This window comes from Bradyrhizobium genomosp. I (2014), from assembly GCF_000261685.1.
Classification (GTDB): domain Bacteria; phylum Pseudomonadota; class Alphaproteobacteria; order Rhizobiales; family Xanthobacteraceae; genus Bradyrhizobium.
This window is the reverse complement of record NZ_AJQE01000179.1, coordinates 1-18,214: the sequence shown is the minus strand read 5'-3', so window position 1 is coordinate 18,214 and position 18,214 is coordinate 1. Positions and strand designations below refer to the sequence as shown.

At 65.7% G+C, this 18,214-nt stretch carries 17 protein-coding genes, 1 pseudogene and 1 riboswitch; of the genes and pseudogenes, 9 read left to right on the top strand and 9 right to left on the bottom strand.

Going from position 1 to position 18,214, the window contains the following annotated elements; all coding sequences use genetic code 11:
* From IC50_RS17495 to IC50_RS17480, 4 genes and pseudogenes are all read left to right on the top strand, one after another.
* Positions 1–164: pseudogene (locus tag IC50_RS17495) on the top strand (cell division ATP-binding protein FtsE); the annotation flags it as partial.
* The gene (locus IC50_RS17490; protein WP_035707226.1) at positions 157–1,125 is read left to right on the top strand and encodes a cell division protein FtsX; all 969 of its coding nucleotides are present in this window, start codon (positions 157–159) and stop codon (positions 1,123–1,125) included. The pseudogene IC50_RS17495 and the gene IC50_RS17490, both read left to right, overlap by 8 nt.
* Before the next feature lie 119 nt (positions 1,126–1,244).
* Positions 1,245–1,949 carry a YdcF family protein gene (locus IC50_RS17485; protein ID WP_035707223.1) on the top strand — a complete coding sequence of 235 codons (705 nt, stop codon included), beginning with the start codon at positions 1,245–1,247 and terminating at the stop codon, positions 1,947–1,949.
* Between the two features lie 22 nt (positions 1,950–1,971).
* Positions 1,972–2,745: a lysophospholipid acyltransferase family protein gene (locus IC50_RS17480; protein ID WP_035707221.1), complete on the top strand. Its 774-nt coding sequence runs from the start codon at positions 1,972–1,974 to the stop codon at positions 2,743–2,745.
* Here IC50_RS17480 and IC50_RS17475 read toward each other — a convergent pair.
* Complete coding sequence (locus tag IC50_RS17475) at positions 2,742–3,353, bottom strand: gamma-glutamylcyclotransferase (protein ID WP_035707234.1); 612 nt, start codon at positions 3,351–3,353, stop codon at positions 2,742–2,744. The two genes, IC50_RS17480 and IC50_RS17475, sit on opposite strands and share 4 nt — an antisense overlap.
* 110 nt (positions 3,354–3,463) lie before the next feature.
* Here IC50_RS17475 and IC50_RS17470 point away from each other — a divergent pair, with 110 nt between their 5' ends.
* Positions 3,464–4,648, top strand: a complete 1,185-nt coding sequence (locus IC50_RS17470) for a DUF2125 domain-containing protein (protein ID WP_035707217.1) — start codon at positions 3,464–3,466, stop codon at positions 4,646–4,648.
* A gap of 86 nt (positions 4,649–4,734) precedes the next feature.
* On the opposite strand, the gene IC50_RS17465 is transcribed toward IC50_RS17470, so the two are convergent.
* From IC50_RS17465 to IC50_RS17455, 3 genes are read right to left on the bottom strand one after another with little or no spacing between them, the layout of a single operon-like run.
* Positions 4,735–5,670 carry a prephenate/arogenate dehydrogenase family protein gene (locus tag IC50_RS17465; RefSeq protein ID WP_035707214.1) on the bottom strand — a complete coding sequence of 312 codons (936 nt, stop codon included), beginning with the start codon at positions 5,668–5,670 and terminating at the stop codon, positions 4,735–4,737.
* Complete coding sequence (hisC, locus tag IC50_RS17460; protein WP_035707232.1) at positions 5,667–6,764, bottom strand: histidinol-phosphate transaminase; 1,098 nt, start codon at positions 6,762–6,764, stop codon at positions 5,667–5,669. The genes IC50_RS17465 and hisC overlap by 4 nt, the downstream gene beginning before the upstream one ends.
* A 36-nt stretch (positions 6,765–6,800) precedes the next feature.
* Positions 6,801–7,649: a chorismate mutase gene (locus tag IC50_RS17455; RefSeq protein WP_035707211.1), complete on the bottom strand. Its 849-nt coding sequence runs from the start codon at positions 7,647–7,649 to the stop codon at positions 6,801–6,803.
* A 154-nt stretch (positions 7,650–7,803) separates the two neighbouring features.
* Positions 7,804–7,883, top strand: a riboswitch (SAM riboswitch).
* A 94-nt stretch (positions 7,884–7,977) separates the two neighbouring features.
* Between IC50_RS17455 and metX the strand changes: the two genes are divergently transcribed.
* Entirely contained in the window at positions 7,978–9,180 is a 1,203-nt protein-coding gene (gene metX / locus IC50_RS17450; protein ID WP_035707209.1) for a homoserine O-acetyltransferase MetX, read from the top strand.
* A 2-nt stretch (positions 9,181–9,182) separates the two neighbouring features.
* The gene (gene metW / locus IC50_RS17445) at positions 9,183–9,845 is read left to right on the top strand and encodes a methionine biosynthesis protein MetW (protein ID WP_035707206.1); all 663 of its coding nucleotides are present in this window, start codon (positions 9,183–9,185) and stop codon (positions 9,843–9,845) included.
* A 117-nt stretch (positions 9,846–9,962) separates the two neighbouring features.
* Here metW and IC50_RS17440 read toward each other — a convergent pair whose 3' ends face one another.
* The gene (locus IC50_RS17440) at positions 9,963–10,826 is read right to left on the bottom strand and encodes an alpha/beta fold hydrolase (protein WP_035707204.1); all 864 of its coding nucleotides are present in this window, start codon (positions 10,824–10,826) and stop codon (positions 9,963–9,965) included.
* Positions 10,827–11,040: 214 nt separating this feature from the next.
* On the opposite strand from IC50_RS17440, the gene IC50_RS17435 reads away from it, so the two are divergent.
* Positions 11,041–11,691, top strand: a complete 651-nt coding sequence (locus IC50_RS17435) for a TIGR02594 family protein (protein WP_035707201.1) — start codon at positions 11,041–11,043, stop codon at positions 11,689–11,691.
* A gap of 131 nt (positions 11,692–11,822) precedes the next feature.
* Here IC50_RS17435 and IC50_RS17430 read toward each other — a convergent pair whose 3' ends face one another.
* Positions 11,823–12,611, bottom strand: a complete 789-nt coding sequence (locus tag IC50_RS17430; RefSeq protein WP_035707199.1) for an MOSC domain-containing protein — start codon at positions 12,609–12,611, stop codon at positions 11,823–11,825.
* Positions 12,612–12,851: 240 nt separating this feature from the next.
* Here IC50_RS17430 and clpB point away from each other — a divergent pair, with 240 nt between their 5' ends.
* A complete protein-coding gene (gene clpB, locus IC50_RS17425) occupies positions 12,852–15,491 on the top strand; it encodes an ATP-dependent chaperone ClpB (RefSeq protein ID WP_035707196.1) in 2,640 nt (879 codons plus the stop codon).
* Between the two features lie 139 nt (positions 15,492–15,630).
* Here the strand turns inward: clpB and IC50_RS17420 are convergent, their stop codons facing one another.
* From IC50_RS17420 to IC50_RS17410, 3 genes are all read right to left on the bottom strand, one after another.
* On the bottom strand, positions 15,631–15,897 hold the full coding sequence (locus IC50_RS17420) for a hypothetical protein (RefSeq protein WP_035707193.1): 267 nt from the start codon (positions 15,895–15,897) through the stop codon (positions 15,631–15,633).
* 86 nt (positions 15,898–15,983) lie between these two features.
* Positions 15,984–17,603: an SMP-30/gluconolactonase/LRE family protein gene (locus IC50_RS17415; RefSeq protein ID WP_035707190.1), complete on the bottom strand. Its 1,620-nt coding sequence runs from the start codon at positions 17,601–17,603 to the stop codon at positions 15,984–15,986.
* A gap of 151 nt (positions 17,604–17,754) precedes the next feature.
* The coding region (locus IC50_RS17410; RefSeq protein ID WP_035707187.1) for a M23 family metallopeptidase at positions 17,755–18,214 on the bottom strand (460 nt) is incomplete at its 5' end.

Genomic DNA, 18,214 nt, shown 5'->3' with positions numbered 1-18,214 from the left:
GCAGCGTCGACCCGACGCTCGGTCGCCGCCTGCTGCGGCTCTTCATCGAGCTCAACAAATCAGGCACCGCCGTCATCATCGCCACCCACGATATCGGCCTGATGGACCAGTACGAAGCACGGCGGCTCGTGCTGCACCAGGGACGGCTGCACGTCTATGAGTAGGACCGACGAGCGCGGCGTGCTGGTCGACCTCGGACAGGAGCGTCCGCAGCTTCCGGCCAAGGCGCGCAACATGTCGCCGATCGTGCCGCGCGCCTCGATCCACGGCAGAGCGCTGGTCGCCGTCGTCGCCATCATGAGCTTCCTCGCCTCGATGGCCACGGGCACGGTGCTGCTGGTGAGTGCCTCCGCCGCCGAATGGCAGTCGGACGTCGCGAGCGAAATCACCATCCAGGTTCGTCCGCAGGCCGGCCGCGATCTCGAACGCGACACGGCCGCGGTGACGGAGGCGATGCGCACGCAGGACGGTATCGTCGAGGTCAAGCCGTTCAGCAAGGAGGAGAGCGGCAAGCTGCTCGAGCCCTGGCTCGGCACCGGCCTGTCGATGGACGATCTGCCGGTGCCGCGCATGATCATCGCGCGCGTGCAACCCGGCACGCCGCTCGATCTCGGCGCCTTGCGCGCGCGGGTGACGCAGGTCGCGCCGGGCGCCAGCGTGGACGATCACCGCGCCTGGATCGAGCGCATGCGCTCGATGACGAACGCGATCGTGCTGGCAGGCCTCGGCATTCTCGCGCTCGTCATCATCGCAACGATCATCTCGGTTTCGTTCGCGACCCGCGGCGCCATGGCGGCGAACCGTCCGATCGTCGAGGTCCTGCATTTCGTCGGCGCCGGCGACCGCTACATCGCCAATCACTTCCTGCGTCATTTCCTCAGGCTGGGCCTGGAAGGCGGCGTGATCGGCGGCGGCGTCGCCATGCTGGTGTTCGGCTTCTCCGAGTCGATCGCAGGCTGGTTTTCCGGTACGCCCGTCGGCGACCAGTTCGCCGCGCTGCTCGGCACCTTCTCGCTGCGGCCATCCGGCTACATCGTGCTCGCGGTCCAGGCCGTGCTGATCGGCGGCATCACCGCGGTGGCCTCACGCCAGACGCTGTTCGCGACGTTGAATGACGTTGATTGAGTTCTTTTCCTCCCTTCTCCCGTTACAAGGGGAGGAGGTGACCGAGCAGCCATTCGCAGGACTCCACTTCGCCTCAAAACGTCTTAAAATCGCTTCAGGGAACGGATCACTGACATCGCATGACCTCGCCGACCGACGATCGATCGCCGAAACTGCCGCACGGCTGGCTGCGCGCGACAATCGTGTCGACGATCGCGCTTGCCTTCGTCGGCGCGGCGGCGGGCTTCGTTGCCTTCCTGTCGCAATTGCGCGGCGCCGAAATGGTGCCCGACCGCAGGGCGGACGGAATCGTGGTGCTGACCGGCGGTTCCTCGCGGGTGTCGGACGCGATGGAGTTGCTCGCTGCCGGCTATGGCAGGCGGCTCCTGATCTCCGGCGTGCATCCGACCTCGAGGGCGAGCGACATCTCCCGGACCTTGCCGGAGAACCAGTCCTTCATGACCTGTTGCGTCGACCTCGACCGCACCGCGCTCTCGACCCGCGGCAACGCGGCGGAGGCGCGACGCTGGGCCGAGGGACGGCGGTTCAGCTCGCTCATCGTGGTCACCTCCAACTACCACATGCCGCGCGCGCTGGTGGAATTCTCGCATGCGATGCCACGGACGACGCTGATCCCGTTCGCGGTGGTCGGCGACAAATGGCGCGAGGAGCCGTGGTGGACCTCGGGCTCGACGCTGCGGCTACTCCTGTCGGAATATGTCAAGTACATCGCGGCCGAGCTCAGGGTGCGGCTGGAGGATTTCGGGATTGACCTTTGGCCCGAAGTGTCGGAGCAGCCTGCAGGTCAACAGCCGAAGCGGCCCGCTACCGCCCAGGCCAATTGACCGGCAATTGATCGGACCGTCGATGTTCCCAATTTTTCTGCGCTCGCTCGTGTTCAACGTGCTGTTCTACGCCGTGCTGGTCTGTCTGGCGATCGTGGCGCTGCCGACCTTCGCATTGCCGCCGCGCGCCATGCTGACGGTGGCGGAATGGTGGGCCAAGGCAACGCTGTTCCTGATGCGCGTCGTCTGCAACATCAAGGTGGAATTCCGCGGCGTCGAGAAGATCCCGGAAGGACCGCTGCTGATCGTGGCAAAGCACCAGTCGTTCTGGGAGACGTTCGTGCTGCCGGGCTTCTTCAACCGGCCGATCTTCATCCTCAAGCGCCAGCTCATGCAGATCCCGGTGTTCGGCCAGTTCCTGGTCAAGACCGGGATGATCGCAATCGACCGCAATGCCGGTGTGAAGGCGCTGCTGGACATGACGCGGCGGGCGCGCGAGGCGGTGCGAAGCGGCCGCCAGCTCGTGATCTTTCCGGAAGGCACGCGCCGTCCTCCTGGCGCGCCGCCCGACTACAAGACCGGCTTTGCGCAGATCTACTCGTCCTGTGGCGTGCCGTGCCTGCCCGTCGCGCTCAATTCCGGCCTGTTCTGGCCGCGCCGCACCTTCATGCGCTATCCCGGCACGCTGGTGGTGGAGTTTCTCGAACCGTTGCCGCCGGGGCTGCCGAAGGACGAGTTTCTCTCCCGCGTGCAAGCCGCGATCGAAGACGCGACCGGCCGCCTCGTCGAAGCCGGCCGCAAGGAGCAGGAGCAATTGATCGGCTCGGCGCCGAGCTACGCGCCGACCGGCGGCTAGCGACTTTCGCGGTTTTCGTTCGGAGCCGCGGCGTGCAGCGAATGCGCATCACCATGCAGCATCAATACGAGCTGATGCAGCTGTGTGTCGCGAAAACCTTCGGCCTCGATCGCCTTCACAGTTGCGGTCACGTAATCGCGGTTGGCGCCGGACTGGCCGTGGCCCTGGACGACATGGCGGTGCTGCTCGGCGAGCGACAGCCGGCCGGCATATTGCGCATGGCCGCGGTCGACGACGTAAGCGAGTGCGGAGACGCGCTGGCGCGCATCGTTCTCCAGCCACACCGAGCGCATCACCTCGCGATAGACCGACGTGACCTGCTCGCGTGCGCGCAAGTAGGCGACGACGTCCGCACGGTTATTCTCGGCGACGCGAAAGGCGATGCCGCGGCAGGCACCGCCGCGATCGAGGCCGAGCACCAGGCCGGGCTTCTCCGGCGTGCCGCGATGGACGAAGGAATAGACGCAGAGCGCGCGATGCTCGCCGACCAGTCGCGCCGGGACGCGTTCCTCGAAGTCGAAGCCCGGCCGCCACATCAGCGAGCCGTAGCCGAACACCCAGAGGTCGCCCTTGGCAGTGGAGACGGAGGGGACGGTGATTTCGGACATTTCGGGCACGGCTACCAGAACCATGGTCCGAAGCGAAGCGAATTCTCCGCCTTTCGTCGCAGGCCGTCCCCGCTTACATTTGCCAAAATCCGGGATCAAAGGGTCGCCGCATGTCCAATATGACCGTTGCCGCAGGCCGTCGCTCCCGTTGGGGCCTTTTCATCGCACCCGTTCTCGTCCTGATCCTCGCGGTCGCCTGGAGCAGTTTCTGGTTCTACGCGGCGTCGCAGGCCGAAATCGCCGCGGACGCCTGGCGGGCGCAGGAGGCCAAGTCCGGCCGCATCTATGATTGCGCCAAGCGCTCGATCGCGGGCTTCCCATTCCGCTTCGAGGTCCAGTGCTCCGGCGCCAGCGTCGCCCTGGTGTCGCAGAATGCGAGCAAGACGCCGTTTACGGCGAAGCTCGATAACATTCTGGTCGTCGCCCAGGTCTATGATCCCAAGCGCGTCATCGCAGAGTTCTCCGCGCCAGCGACGCTGACCGACGGCATCACGCAAAATACCTTCGTGGTGAACTGGAGCAAGGGCCGCGCCAGCGTGGCCGGTCTGTCGGCCGTGCCGGATCGCGCCTCCATCGTGTTCGACGACCCCGCCCTCAACCGTGTCGACGGCAGCGTGCAGGTGCCGCTCGCGCGCGCCAAGCAGATCGAGCTGCACGGCCGCCTCGCGGAGGGATCGCCGCCCGATCACCCCGTGATCGAGACCGTGGTCCATGTCGCGCAGGGCAGCATCCAGGGCGTTCATCCCCTGCTCGCCGAGCCGTTCGAGGCGGACACACGCGCCAAGATCACCGGCCTTTCCGACCTCACGCCAAAGCCCTGGCCGCAGCGCTTCCGCGAGATCCAGGCCGCCGGCGGCCATATCGAGATCGTGCAGTCACGAATCCAGCAGGGCGAGATGATCGCGGTCGCGGCCGGCACGCTCGGCCTTTCGGCCAATGGCCGGCTCGACGGCGAGTTGCAGATGACGGTGACGGGTCTCGAGCGCGTGATCCCGGCACTCGGCATCGAGAAGATGCTGGAGGAGGGCGTGCCGCAGGCAACGCTCGACCGCGTCGCGCCGGGCGTGAAGTCGCAGGATCTCAACAATCTGTTCGGCGCGCTCGACCGCGCCGTTCCGGGCCTCGGCAAGGTCATCAAGCAGAACGCCAATGCGGGCGTTGCCGCCGGCATCAATTCGATCGGCACCGAGAGCACGCTCGAGGGCAAGAAGGCGAGAAGCTTCCCGCTGAAGTTCGTCGACGGCGCCGTGCTGCTCGGCCCGGTCAAGGTCGGGCAGATCCCGCCGCTGTATTAGTTGGATCCCGTAGCCCGCATGAGCGAAGCGATATGCGGGGACCGTCCCGGATGTCGCTGCGCTCATCCAGGCTACGGGACTGTCCGCTACGGCTTCTTCAGCGCCGCATGGGGCCGGCCGAAATCCGGCGCCGCCGAATCCTGGCCGATCTCGACGATGCCGCGGCGGATGGCGCGGGTGCGGGTGAAGTGGTCGAACAGCGCGTCGCCGTCGCCGCGGCGGATCGCGCGGGTGAGCTTGGCGAGGTCCTCGGTGAAGGTGCCGAGCATCTCCAGCACGGCCTCCTTGTTGGCGAGGAAGACGTCGCGCCACATCGTCGGATCGGAGGCTGCGATGCGGGTGAAATCGCGGAAACCGCCGGCGGAGAACTTGATCACTTCCGACTCCGTCACCTGCGCCAGCTCGTCGGCGGTGCCGACGATGGTGTAGGCGATCAGATGCGGCAGGTGGCTGGTGATCGCGAGCACGAGATCATGATGATCCGGCGTCATGACCTCGACCTTGGCGCCCATCGCCGCCCAGAACGCGCGCAGGCGATCGGTCGCCGCGGCGTCGACGCCTTCGGGCGGGGTCAGGATGCACCAGCGGTTGATGAAGAGCTCGGCGAAACCTGAATCCGGCCCCGAATGCTCGGTGCCCGCCACGGGGTGCGCCGGCACGAAATGAACCGATTTCGGCAGATGCGGCGCCATGTCCCTGACCACGGCGCCCTTGACCGAGCCGACGTCGGAGATGATCGCGCCGGGCTTCAGATGCGGCGCAATCTCCTGCGCCACGGGCCCGCAGGCGCCGACGGGAATGCAGAGGATGACGAGATCGGCATCCTTCACCGCCTCCACATTGGTCGCCATGACCTGATCGACGATGCCGAGCTCGGCAACCCGCGCGCGCGTCTTCTCCGAGCGCGCGGTGGTGACGATCTCGCCGGCCAGGCCCTGGAGCTTCGCAGCGCGCGCGATCGAGCCGCCGATCAGGCCGAAGCCGATCAGCGCGACGCGCTGGAAGTGCGCCTGCGCGCTCATTTGCCGGCCATGAAGTCGCGCAAGGCGTCGACCACGAGGCGATTGGCCTCCTCGGTGCCGATGGTCATGCGCAGCGAATGCGGCAGGCCGTAGTTCTTCAGGCCGCGCAGCACGAGGCCGCGCCTGGTGAGGAAGGCGTCGGCGTCATCGGCGGTCTTGCCCTTCTCGGTCGGGAAGTGGATCAGCACGAAATTGGCGACGCTCGGCGTCACCTTCAGCCCGAGCTTGCCGATTTCCTCGGTGAGCCAGTTGCGCCAGGTCTCGGTGAACTGCTTCGACATCGCCTGATGCGCGGTGTCCTCGATCGCGGCGACCGCAGCGTACATCGCCGGCGTCGACACGTTGAAGGGGCCGCGGATGCGGTTGACGGCGTCGATGATGTGCTCGGGACCGAACATCCAGCCGATGCGCAGCGCGGCGAGGCCGTGGATCTTGGAGAAGGTGTGCGTCACCACCGTGTTCTCGGTGGTGGCGACGAGCTCGATCCCCATCTCGTAATCGTTGCGCGAGACGTAGTCGGAATAGGCGGCATCGAGCACCAGCAGCACGTGCGAGGGCAGGCCGGCCCGCAGGCGCTTGACCTCGTCGAACGGGATGTAGGTGCCGGTCGGATTGTTGGGGTTGGCGAGCCAGACCAGCTTCGTCTTCGGCGTCACCGCCTTGAGGATGGCGTCGACGTCGCAGGTGAGGTTGGTCTCTTGCGCGATGACGTTCCTGGCGCCGACCGCCATGGTCGCGATCGGATAGACCAGGAAGCCGTGCGTGGTGGAGATCGCCTCGTCGCCGTGGCTGAGATAGGTGTGCGCGAGCAGATTGAGGATCTCGTCCGAGCCGGCGCCGCAGATGATGCGGTTGGGGTCGAGCCCGAAGGCGCGGCCGATCGCCTCGCGCAGCACGCGCGATGTGCCTTCCGGATAGTCCTCCAGATGATCCGCCACGCGCTTGAATGCCTCGATCGCCTTGGGCGAGGGCCCGAACGGCGTCTCGTTGGCCGAGAGCTTGAATACCTTGCGGCCCGGCTCCGGCACCGGGCTCTTGCCGGGGGTGTAGGGCGCAATCTCGAGAATGCCGGGATTCGGCACGGGGCGGGACATCTTCAACTCCGAAAGTGGCGGGGCGAGGCGCGCGATTTACGATTTCGGCCCGGTCGGGGGCACCGTATAGCGCGTTGCATGGCTGCCGACGAGGGCCGTGGAGCGCACCGAGGCCCCCGCCTCGATCAGGGCAGCCCTGATTTTGTCGATGCTGGTCGCGCTGGTGACCGAGACCAGCAGCGCCGCGCCATCGAAGGCGGTATCCGGCACCGCCACGATCTCGGCGAGCGGCGACAGGGCGCGTGCGACCTCCGCGTTCCACCCGGAGACGCGCACGCTGAAGGTCTCGACCTCCGTCACCAGGGCGCTGTCGGCGACGCGCGAGATCGCGAACACCGGCAGTGCAGCCGGATGATCGGCGCGCTCGACGAAGGGCAGCCGCGCGATGATCTTGGGCGCGCCGTTTGCTTCCAGTTCCAGCCACCACGGTGTGCGGCTGGAGGTCGCCGAGACCAGCGCCAGGTCGCCCTTGGATTTCGCCACCGCTTCGACCGCGGCCTGCGCGCTGAAATGCGCGACGTAAGGCACCGTAAAACCAAAATGAAAGCGCGCGGAATCACGCATCGCCGGCTCGCTCACGGAGATGTCGGCATGCACGGAGAACGGCGCCTGCACATAGGTGAACGTCGAGATGATGACGCGCCAGATGCTCTCGACCGTATCGAGTGGCAGGATGCCGCGATGGCGCTGCACGAGGTGGCGCATCATGTCGGCCTCGCGCGCCGGGCGGAACGCCGAGCCGACCTCCTGGGTCTGCTTCACCTGGATCAGGCGGTCGATGATGTCGCCGCGCTGCATCAGCAGGCGATGCATGCCCTCGTCGATCGCGTCGATCTCCTTGCGCAATTCCTGCAATGATGGTGGCGCGGGCGGACGTTGGGACATATCTGGCTGCAGTGGTTTCGAGGGGGATGTCCTGATTAGGCAGTCGGGGCGGCGAAAGCAAAGAGAAATGACGGCCTTCTTGGTCGATGAGACAGAGGCGAATCTGGTCGATCCGGCCGCGACTTGACGAAAACCGCCCAAGACGGTAGCTTTTTGCCCGTTCCGTGGTCATTTGAGCCGGCCGGCTTGCAGCCACGTTAAAAAACTCGCTAAACAGGCCGGGGACGCTTCCGATCCCGGCCGAACCTATCGTTCAGGCCGGGTTTTTCATGGCCTGATGTCAGCGGCGCGGTCTAGCAACCAGTCGCAAACGAGGTCGATGTCAGAGATGGGTAGCGTCAAGTCGATACCGAGTCCTGCGATCAGCGCCGACGAACGGTCGCACGAGGTGGATCATCCGAGCTCGCAGGTCGCGCATTTCGGCACCGAGCAGCCGCTGCGGCTCGATTGCGGCGTCGATTTGTCGCCCTTCCAGATCGCCTACCAGACTTATGGCGAGCTCAACGCCGATCGCTCCAACGCCGTTCTGATCTGCCATGCGCTGACCGGCGACCAGCATGTCGCCAATGTGCATCCCGTCACCGGCAAGCCGGGCTGGTGGGAGACGCTGGTCGGCCCCGGCCGCCCCATTGATCCCAAGCACTACTTCATCATCTGCTCCAACGTGATCGGCGGCTGCATGGGCTCGACCGGGCCGGCGTCGATCAATCCCGTCACCGGCAAGGTCTGGGGCCTGGATTTTCCTGTCATCACCATCCCCGACATGGTGCGCGCGCAGGCCATGCTGATCGACCGGCTCGGCATCGACACGCTGTTTGCCGTCGTCGGCGGCTCGATGGGCGGCATGCAGGTGCTGCAATGGACCGCGGCCTATCCCGAGCGCGTATTCTCCGCGCTGGCGATCGCCTGCGCGACGCGGCACTCGGCGCAGAACATCGCCTTCCACGAGCTCGGCCGCCAGGCCGTGATGGCCGACCCCGACTGGCGCGGTGGCGGCTATGCCGATCACGGCATCCATCCGCATCGCGGGCTCGCGGTGGCGCGGATGGCGGCGCACATCACCTATCTCTCGGACGCGGCGCTGCATCGCAAGTTCGGCCGGCGCATGCAGGACCGCGATCTGCCGACCTTCTCGTTCGATGCGGACTTCCAGGTCGAAAGCTATCTGCGCTACCAGGGCTCGTCCTTCGTCGAGCGCTTCGATGCCAATTCCTATCTCTATCTGACGCGCGCGATGGACTATTTCGACATCGCCGCCGACCATGGCGGCGTGCTGGCGAAGGCGTTTGCGGGGATCCAGACCCGCTTCTGCGTGGTCTCCTTCACCAGCGACTGGCTGTTTCCGACCTCGGAATCGCGCGCGCTGGTGCACGCGCTGAACGCCTCCAGCGCGCGGGTGTCGTTCGCCGAGATCGAGACCGATCGCGGCCACGACGCCTTCCTGCTGGACGTGCCCGAATTCTTCGACATCTCCCGCGCCTTCCTGCAATCGGCAGGCAAGGCCCGCGGGCTCACCCTCGAGGACCGCTAGCGATGTCTGTCCAGGAAGTGCTGCCCTTGAATGGCGTGGCGACCGGCAGGTCGGGCCAATTTCGCGCCGATCATCTGCTGGTGGCCGAGATGGTCAAGCCGGGCTCGAAAGTGCTCGACGTCGGCTGCGGCGAGGGTGATCTGCTTCAGCTGCTGGAGACCCGCGGCATAGATGGCCGCGGCATCGAGCTGTCGCGCGAGGGCGTCAACCGCTGCGTCGCCAAGGGGCTTGCGGTGGTGCAGGGCGATGCCGACACCGATCTCGTCAACTATCCGGACGACGCTTTCGACTACGTGATCCTGTCGCAGACGCTGCAGGCGACGCGGCAGCCGCGCGTGGTGCTGGAAAATCTTCTGCGCATCGGCCGCCGGGCCATCGTGTCGTTCCCGAATTTCGGGTTCTGGAAGATGCGGCTCCAGCTCCTGATCGGCGGCCACATGCCGCGCACCGAGAACCTGCCGGCGACCTGGTACGACACCGCCAACATCCATTTCTGCACGATCAAGGATTTCGTGCAGCTCTGCGACGAGATCAACGTCAAGATGGAGCGCTCGGTCGCGCTCGATCTCTACGGCCGCCCGGTGCCGCTGAACCTGCCCTGGTGGGTGTGGAACATGTTCGGCGAGCAGGCGGTGTTTCTGCTGAGCAGGGGCGGCGGAAAATAGTTCCTCCGTCATTGCGAGGAGCTCTTGCGACGAAGCAATCCAGACTAACTCCGCGGAAAGACTCTGGATTGCTTCGCTGCGCTCGCAATGACGGAATACTTGGTAGCGCGCCCTGCCTTAATGCGCCACCAGCGACCGCGGATCGCGCACCGGCCAGCGTCCGGCATCCGCCAGCGTGACGAAGCGCTCCACCGTCTCGTTGAACAGCGCGGGCTCCTCGAGATTGAGCACGTGGCCCGACTTCGGAAACATCGCGAGGCCCGCGGCCGGCAGGTGCTTCTTCAGGAACAGGCTGGGCCCGATGCAGGGATCATCCTCGTCGCCGCAGATGATCAGCGCGGGCGTTGCCACCTTCACGATCGCGTCCGTCATCGTGTAGATCGAGGGACGTCCGCCCTGGAAGCCGCGCATCGTGCGCGCCGAACCCCTGGCGTCGTGCCGCGCCAGCGCGGCATAGAAATCGGCGTGGCCGCGCGGGTCTTTCACCAGGAAGGGAATCCGGCTCGGCGCCTCGCGCGTGACCTTTGCGACCTCGGCGGAGCCTGATGTCTCGAACTGTTCGGCATTGGCGCGGCATTGCTGGCGCCAGGAGTCCAGATTTTCGATCTCCGAGCCGGAGCCGACGCCGGCGAGCGTCATCGACAATGCGCGCTGCGGCGCGTTGAGTCCGATCTGAAGCGAGGAGTAGGCACCCATCGACAGCCCCACGAGATGGGCGCGATCGATCCCGAGATGATCGAGCACCGCGAGCGCATCGGTGTAGAAATGCGTGAAGGTATAGACCTCCCCCTCGGGCACGTCCGATGGCGTGTAGCCGCGCGCCGAATAGGTGATGCAGCGATGGCCGCGCGAGAAGTAGCGCATCTGCGGCTCCCAATTGGTGTAGTCGGCCGCGAACTCGTGCAGAAAAAGTATCGGCGTTCCCTGACCCGCCTCTTCGAAATAGATGCGGACGTCGTCCCTGGTCGTGGCGTGGGGCATTAACCGTTTCCCTCTCTTCAAACCGCCTTTGCAGGATTGCAGTTAACGCTGTTGTCCGCAATGCGGCAGCATCGGACCAGCACCGACACAAGATCATCCCAGCTATTCGCCGACGCGGTGTCTTTTTCTCGCCACATCCGGAAGCTTTACGGCCCGACGGATGTCGGTCACGGCACGTGCCGACGGGAAGTGGGGGTGTAACGAAGGATGAAGAATGGTTGAGTTGTTTGCGTTCCGCCTGTCGCGTTGTGTTGTCGCGCTGGCGTTCTTCTTCGCGGCGGTCGCCGCGCTGGTTTCTCCGGCCTCGGCACGGCCGCATCATCGTCATAGCGCAGAGCGGCACGCTTACGTGCACCACGCCAGACATCATCACCACCGCCATCATGCACGCAGCTCGCGCTTCGAGCGCAGCGCGGCGCAGTTGCAGGCGAGCGGCTTCGCCAATGCCCAGGCGAGCTATGATCCGAATGCCAACGCCGGCGGTGCTGGCATGAGCGGCGGCTTCAGTGGCGGATCGGGCTCAGGCCTCGTGTCCGAGGCGCGCCGCTATCTCGGCGGCAATCCGACCGGGCGTGGCAGCCTGTGGTGCGCGCGCTTCATGAACATGGTGCTTGAGCACACCGGCCATCGTGGCACCGGATCCGACATGGCGAGCTCGTTCGCGCGTTACGGCACGCGTGTGTCCGGCCCGCAGGTCGGCGCGATCGCAGTGATGTCGCGCGGCCGCCGCGGCGGCCATGTCGGCATCATCACCGGCATCGACGCCCAGGGCAATCCGATCATGATCTCCGGCAACAACGGCAACCGCGTCCGCGAAGCGCCGGTCTCGCGCGGCCGGATCTATGCGTATGTGATGCCGAATTGACGGTGAGGCGCGTAGGGTGGGTTAGCTGGCGGTCGCGCGAAGCGCGGTCCGCTGGCGTAACCCACCTCTTCTGCTTCTGTGGTGACACGTGGTGGTGGGTTACGCCTTCGGCTAACCCACCCCTACGAAGCTCACAGCAGCTTCGGCTCTTCCACCGCGACGGCATCACCCACGCCGATCTCGCCACCTTCGATCACCTCGGCATAGATACCGCAATCCATGTGGCCGAGATGGCGCGAGAGCGTGGGCGGGATTTCGAGATCGCGCTTGGCGGTTTCCGGATCGACATTGGTGGCCGGGCAGCGGACGATGCGCTTGATCACCTTCAGCCGGGCCTGCCCGATCGCGAGCGTCTGGCCGACGAGCTCGAGCTCCGACCAGGCCGGCCAGCCCTTGACGTAGAGATTGGCGCGGAAGCGCAGCGGATGCACGGCGACGCCGCCGAGCATGGTCTCGATGGCGTGGACGCTGCCGAGATTGATGATGGAGACGACCTTGCGGGCGACATCGGAGAAGCTGTGGTCGCGGCCGGACAGAACCTTGGGCGGGCCCTTGAGCTCCGGCTGAAAGTTCTCGCTGAAATAGGCCTCAATGGCGGCGCGCCCGGCGGTGGTCTCGAGATCGCCGCTGGCGACGATTTGGCCGTCCTTGCGGATGGTCAACAGATTGGTGGCGTCGTCGAACCGGCTGTCGAGCTCGGCCAGCCGCTCGTTGCGCGCGAGCATCAGAAACTGGATTTTCGGCTTCCACTCGGGCGCCTCAGGGTCGAACCCGCTCGGGCCGTTCTCGATGGCGTAGCGGCGGTCGGCTGGCAGGGTCCGGCCGACCCGCAAAGGAGCGCGCGACAGCCGTTCCGGCGTCAGGCCCTTGATCGGGTAGCGATAGAGGCCGGTGATCTCGGCAGTGTGGCTGGCTGTCATGCCGCTACTTAAGGGATTCGGCCCGCCAGCGCCAAGCCCGTCCACGAGCGCACGAATTTGTGAATTCGCCTCTTTCGCATCCGCAACCCGCTTCCCACATCTGCCTCAGGCCGGCGGCAATGTCGGCAAAAGACGACCGTTCCCGCTTGAGAAACGTCAATGCGGTAAGCGGAAACCCAATGAAGATGCCGTATTGGGGTGCCTTAGAGGGCCCCAAGGGCAGGCCGAGGGATAGAAAAGATGAACATCGAGAAGTATACCGAACGCTCCAGGGGCTTCATCCAGTCCGCGCAGTCGCTGGCGATGCGCGAGGGGCACCAGCAGTTTTCCACCCTGCACCTCCTGAAAGTCCTCCTGGACGACAATGAGGGGCTCGCTGCCGGCCTGATCGACCGCGCCGGCGGCAATTCCCGTGCAATCCTGAAGGCGACCGAGGACGCCCTCGGCAAGGTGCCGAAGGTCTCCGGCGGTGGCGCCGGCCAGATTTACCTCGCACCCGAGCTCGCCCGCACCTTCGACGCCGCTGAAAAGGCCGGCGAGAAGGCCGGCGACAGCTTCGTCACCGTGGAGCGGTTGCTGCTCGGCCTGACGCTGGAGAAGTCCAGCGAAGCCGGCACCATCCTCAACAAGGGCGGCGTCACCCCGCAGAACCTCAACGCGGCGATCGAGGCGTTGCGCAAGGGCCGCACGGCCGACAGCGCGACCGCCGAGAACGCGTATGACGCGCTGAAGAAATATGCCCGCGACCTGACCCAGGCCGCGCGCGACGGCAAGCTCGATCCGGTCATCGGCCGCGACGAGGAGATCCGCCGCACCATCCAGGTGCTGTCGCGCCGGACCAAGAACAACCCCGTCCTGATCGGCGAGCCCGGCGTCGGCAAGACCGCCATCGCCGAAGGCCTCGCGCTGCGCATCGTCAATGGCGATGTGCCGGAGAGCCTCAAGGACAAGAAGCTGCTCTCGCTCGACCTCGGCGCACTGATTGCCGGCGCAAAATACCGTGGCGAGTTCGAGGAGCGGCTGAAGGCCGTGCTCCAGGAAGTGACCGGGAGCGAGGGCACCTTCATCCTGTTCATCGACGAGATGCACACGCTGATTGGTGCCGGCAAGGGCGACGGCGCGATGGACGCGTCCAACCTGCTGAAGCCGGCGCTCGCCCGCGGCGAGCTGCACTGCATCGGTGCGACCACGCTCGACGAGTACCAGAAGCACGTCGAGAAGGACGCCGCGCTGGCGCGGCGCTTCCAGCCGATCTTCGTCAGCGAGCCTTCTGTCGAGGACACCATCTCGATCTTGCGCGGGCTGAAGGACAAGTACGAGCAGCACCATGGCGTGCGGATCACCGATTCCGCGCTCGTCGCCGCCACGACGCTGTCCAACCGCTACATCACCGACCGCTTCCTGCCCGACAAGGCGATCGACCTGATGGACGAGGCCGCGGCGCGGCTGAAGATGCAGGTCGATTCCAAGCCGGAAGAGCTGGATTCGCTCGACCGCGAGATCATCCGTCTCAAGATCGAGCAGGAGGCGCTGAAGAAGGAAAGCGATCCCGGCTCCAAGACCCGGCTCCAGACCCTGGAGAAGGACCTTGCCGAGCTCGAGGAGAAGTCTGCCGGGCTGACGGCGCGCTGGAGCGCGGAGAAGAACAAGCTCTCCGATGCCCAGAAGCTGAAGGCCGAGCTCGACGGCTTGCGCGTCGAGCTCGCCAACGCGCAGCGGCGCGGCGAATTCCAGAAGGCCGGCGAGCTGGCCTATGGCCGCATCCCGGAGCTGGAGAGGCAGCTGGCGGACATCGAGGCGCGTGAAAGCTCCGGCGAGATGATGGAGGAGGCGGTCACCGCCAACCACATCGCGCAGGTGGTCTCGCGCTGGACCGGCGTGCCCGTCGACAAGATGCTGGAAGGCGAGAAGGAGAAGCTCCTGAAGATGGAGGAGCAGCTCGGCAAGCGCGTCGTCGGTCAGGCCGAGGCCGTGCGTGCGGTCGCGACCGCCGTGCGTCGCTCGCGCGCAGGCCTGCAGGACCCGAACCGCCCCACAGGCTCGTTCATGTTCCTGGGGCCCACCGGCGTCGGCAAGACCGAGCTGACCAAGGCGCTCGCCGAGTACCTGTTCAACGACGAGACCGCGATGGTTCGCCTCGACATGTCCGAATACATGGAGAAGCACTCGGTCTCCCGGCTGATCGGCGCGCCTCCGGGTTATGTCGGCTATGACGAGGGCGGTGCGCTCACCGAAGCGGTGCGGCGCCGGCCCTACCAGGTCGTGCTGTTCGACGAGATCGAGAAGGCGCATCCCGACGTCTTCAACGTCCTGTTGCAGGTGCTCGACGACGGCCGCCTGACCGATGGCCAGGGCCGCACCGTCGACTTCCGCAACACGCTGATCATCATGACCTCGAACCTCGGTTCGGAATTCCTGGTGAACCAGCCGGAGGGCGAGGACACCTCGGCCGTGCGCGAGCAGGTGATGGGAATGGTGCGGGCGCATTTCCGCCCCGAATTCCTCAACCGCGTCGACGAGATCATCCTGTTCCACCGCCTGCAGCGGAGCGAGATGGGCCGGATCGTCGAGATCCAGTTCGCGCGGCTGCAGAAGCTGCTGACCGATCGCAAGATCGTGCTGACGCTCGATGCCGCGGGACGCGACTGGCTCGCCGCCAAGGGCTGGGATCCCGCCTATGGCGCAAGGCCGCTGAAGCGGGTGATCCAGCGCTACCTCCAGGATCCGCTCGCCGAGATGATTCTCGCCGGCGACGTCAGGGACGGCGACAGCGTCGCAATCTCGTCCGAAGGCAACGTGCTGACCTTCAACGGCAAGGCACCGCAGACCGCCGAGATCACCCAGTTCGAAGCGCCGGCGTCGAAGCGCAAGCTGAACTGAGCGGCACTGCCGTCTGAAAGCGACAAACCGCCCCGGAGAGGTTTCACTTCTCCGGGGCGAACTTTGTTTGGAGAGGATCGGCTTGCAGTCTCGAACAATATCCTAAGCGCGATGACCATCATCCTCATTGCATCGCGCATTAGTCGACTGCGGACGCGGAGCCGGGCTCGGCCGGTCCAACCTCTTCGTCGTCCTCTTCCAGCTCGGACAATATCTCCACGAGCTCGCGCACCCGTCCCTGCGCCAGCGGCCGCAAATCGTTGATCATGGGCTCGTCATTGGCAAGCCAGGCCTGGGCTTCGGCGAGCTCCTCGGCGGTGGCGCCGGTTCCGATGATCTGCGCAATGGTGACGTCGTCGGCGCGGTCCACGGCCTTGACGACATCGTCGCGTGAGAGGCGCGTCATGGGCGATCCTCCTGCTGGTCGGCTTCCGTTTGCGTCTAACCGGGAACCGGCGCGCCGGTTCCGCGGGGCGGACCGTGCAAGCACTCCTACTTTTTCACCACCTTGTAGATCGCGTTCTCCACATCCGAGCTGAAGTAGATCGCGCCCGTGGCACCGACCGCGACGCCGGTGGGGATATGCGTCGGCAGGCCGCCGGGTGCGCCGGTCAGGCCGATCGGGAGATTGGCGGCGATCTCGGTGATCTTGCCGCTCTCGAGGGCGATCGCGATCAGCCGCTTGGCCCCGACCTCCGCCACGATCAGCTGGCCGTCGCTGGTGCGCGCGATGCCTTCGGGCATCATCAGCTCCTTGGCGATCACGGTCCTTTCGCCATTGCTGTCGATCCTGGAAACGATGCCGGCGAAGGCTTCGGCGACATAGACCTCGCCGCCGGGGCCACCGACCAGGCCGACCGGGCCCTCGAGGTTGCCGATCAGCGTGGTGCGATCCTTGCCGTGCTCGCCGCTGACCTTGACCAGCGATTTGGTGCCGAGCTCGGCCACTAGGATGCTGCCATCGGCGAGCACGATCGCATCGTGCGGCGCCTTGAAGCCGTGCAGCATCTCGCGTGTCGCGCCGCTCTTGGCGTCGATCACCTGCACGGTGCCGGTGAACCAGCTGGACAGCACCACGTCGTTGCCCCTCGCCGTCGCGCTCATTGGATATTCGAGCATGACGCCGGCGGCGTGCATGCGCGCCTTCTCGGTGACCTCGCCGGTCGCGCCGTCCACCGTGCGATAGGCGAACACGTCGGCGACGTGGATCGTGTCCTTGCCGTTCTCCGAGGTGACGCCGATGCCCCCGGGCAGCGCGAGCTTGCCGATGATGATCTGCCTGGCCTGGCCGGTCGCCGGATCGACCTCCTGGATGCCGTTGTCGGCCATGTTGGAAACGTAGATGCGGTCCTTGTCGTCGATGGCCAGATTATCCAGCGACGGCTTCAATTGCGCGATCATGGTCTTGGCGCCCGACTTCGGATCGACCCGGACCAGCTGGCCGAGCGCGGTGTCGACCACGAAGAGATTGCCCTTGGAGTCGAAGTTCACCGCGGCCGGCACCTTGAAGCCGTCGGCGACGACGGTGAGCTCGGCCTTGTCGACGTCGACCTTGGCGACCTGTCCCTTGAACCAGAGCGGGCCGTAGAGCTTGTCGTCGGGACCGAACTCGAAGCCGTTGAGGCCGCCCATCTTCTCCATGATCTGGCGGGGCGGTTTGACGCCCGCGACGTCGATCTCATAGAGCGTGTCGCCGAGGAAGACGGTGGTGGCGTAGAGCCTGCCGTCCTTGCGGAAGGCGAGCGAGTTGATGCCGGGAAGGCCGCTAGCGAGCTTCCTGATCGGGCCATCGCCTTTGCGCGCATAGAGATCGCCGGCGAGGAATCCGGTCCAGGCCATGGTGCCGTCGGGCGCGAACGCGATGTCATCGGCCATTCCGACCGGTGCCGGGATTGCAACCTTGGCGCTATTGCCCGCAATGTCGACCTCGTAGAGCGCGGCGCCGGCGACGCTGCCGGCAAACAGATGACCGGCCTTGTCGACACCGAGCCCGTGCACGCCGTGAAATGCCGATCCAGGCACGAGTCTCGTGACTTCCCAGCTTTCGGCCGATGCGCTCGTGACGGAAAAAACCGTAACGGCGAAGACTGCGCAGGCAAGCCTGGACTTCATGACGTGACCTCCCATTTTTTGGAAAGTATTCGCCCGTCATCCCGCTTTGGCAAATGAAACTTGAAATTGTGACGCGCAAGAACGGCGTCGCCGCGCGACGTCGCATGCGGATCGTGTTTGGGGATGTCCGGCCGGTGTCGGCCGATTGCAATTACCGGTTGGTGACCTGCAGCGGCCCGCCGGTGGCGTCTGAGATGCGGGCGATGGCGCCGTTGCGGCCGCTCATCATGCCGTCGAGCCGGTCGCGCTCCTTCTCGAAGCCTGCCAGCATCGGGCCCTCCAGCGAACGGCCGCGCGGCAGCTTCACGCGCATCGGGTCGACGAAGCGGCCGTTGACCAGGATCTCGTAATGGACGTGCGGGCCGGTCGACAGGCCCGACGAGCCGACGAAACCGATGACCTGGCCCTGTCGTACCTTCTTGCCGGGCTCCATGCCCTTGGCGAAGGCGGACATGTGGCCGTAGGCGGTCTCATACCCGTTGGCGTGCTTGATGCGGATGTACTTGCCGTAGCCGCCCTCGGGGCCGGCCTTCTCGATCATGCCGTTGCCGGAGGCGAAGATCGGTGTGCCGTAGGCGGTGGCCCAATCGACGCCGGTATGCATCTTCACG